Annotated in this window: 1 protein-coding gene; it reads left to right on the forward strand. The window is 78.6% G+C overall.

Annotation, left to right across the window (positions count from 1 at the left end):
- The coding region (locus M8J74_RS44105; RefSeq protein WP_505016727.1) for a coiled-coil domain-containing protein at window positions 1–1,784 on the forward strand (1,784 nt) is incomplete at both ends.

Consider the following 1,784-nt stretch of genomic DNA (forward strand, 5'->3'; position numbering starts at 1 on the left):
GCACGCCGAGGGCGCCCGCGAGCGCAGCGCGCTCATCGCCGCCGAACTCGCCTACCGCAACGCCTCCCTGGCGCTGGCCGCCGCCGAGAAGTCCGCCGCCGCACAGAAGCGCGAGCTGGCCGACGCCCGCACCCTGCACTCCGCCTGGCAGGCCGCCGAGGCCGTCCTGCGCCACCGCGCCGCCGCCGACCGCGTCGCCCGCGTGGCCGCCGCCATCCAGGAGGCCGAGCGGGACGCGGCCCCCGCGCTCGCCGCCCGCGCCAAGGCCGCCGTGGATCTCGTACGGGCCCTGCAGTCGGCCGCCGACAGCGCCGAGACCCTCGCCAACGAGGAGGAGGAGCGCTCCGCCGCCCTGCAGGAGGTCGGCGAGGCCGCCCACCGGGACTCGACGGCCGCCGCGACCGAGGCGCAGCGGGCCCGCAGCGAGATCGGTCACCTGCGGCAGCGCCTGACCGAGGTCGAACAGGAGACCGCCGAGGCGGTGCGGGCGGGCTGGCTCGACGACAGCGCACCCGACGCCGACCCGGCGCGCGCCGCCCTCGCGGCCAGCGACGCCGAGAAGACGGCCGTGGCGGCCTGGGACACGGCCCGCGAGGCCTCGCGCAAGGCGGCCGAGCACGCGCGCGAGGCGGCCTCGGCGGAGTCCCGCGCCGAGCTGACCGCGGCGCGCGCGGCGGACGCGGCGGCCGCGACACAGCGCTCCTACGAGGCCGAACGACGGCTGGCCGAGGCTCTGGCGGCCGAGGAACGGCTGGCGGAGCTGCTGAGCCTGTCCGGCAGTTCCGGCATGCCCAGTGAGGCCGACCGGTCGGCGGTTCCCCAGCCTCGTCAGGAGACGGGGAGCGACGACGGAGCGCTCACGCCGGAGGAACTCGACCGCTTCGCCGACGAACTGCGCGAGCTGCTGGAGGACTCGGTCTCCACGGCCGAACGCCACCTCTTCGAGCTGCGCACGGCCGCGGCCGACGACGCCCGGATCCTCGGCGCGCTCGGCGACGGCGGGCTGCTGCCGCCCGGCCCCGACGTGCTGGCCACGGTCGAGTTCCTCGGCGAGCACGGCATCCCCGCGCTGCCCGGCTGGCGCTATCTCGCCCAGGCCGTCGACCCGGCCGACCACGCGCGCGTGCTGGCCGCCCGGCCCGAGCTGGTCGACGGCGTGATCATCACCGACCCCGACACGCACGCGCGTGCCCGGGACGCCCTCGCCGACGCGGCCCTGCTGCCGCGCTCGGCCGTCGCCGTCGGCACCGCCGCCGCACTGCTCGCACCGACCCCGGCGCACGACTCCGACCACGGCGGCTCCGCCGGTGTGTTCCTCGTCCCGCCGAACCCGGCCATGCACGACGAACGCGCCGCCGACGAGGAGCGGCAGGCGCTGCGCGCACGGGCCGGCGAGCGCGACGAGGAGATCCGCGCGCTCGCCGCCCGGCTGGGCAAGGACCGCGAGCTGGCGGCCCGGCTCGCCTCCTGGCGCACGGGCTGTCCGGCCGGCCGCCTCGTGGAACTGGCGCAGGCGGCCCACGACGCCCGCGTGTTCGCCGAGGAGGCGGAGGCCGAACTGTCCGAGGCGCGCACGGTGCGGGCCGAGGCCGACGAGGCCGCCGCCGAGGCCGCCCAGGTGCGGGACGAGCGGCAGGAGGCCGCGCAGAAGGCCCGCCGCGCCGCCGACGCCCTCGCGGGACTCGCCTTCCGGCTGCGCGAGCGGGCCGGCTGGCAGGCCAAGCTCCGTGAACTGGCCGACGAGGGCGCCGAGTCGGAGGCCCGCGCCCAGGTCTGCCTGGAGC

Origin of the sequence: Streptomyces panaciradicis (genome assembly GCF_023516615.1) — a bacterium.
Classification (GTDB): domain Bacteria; phylum Actinomycetota; class Actinomycetes; order Streptomycetales; family Streptomycetaceae; genus Streptomyces; species Streptomyces panaciradicis.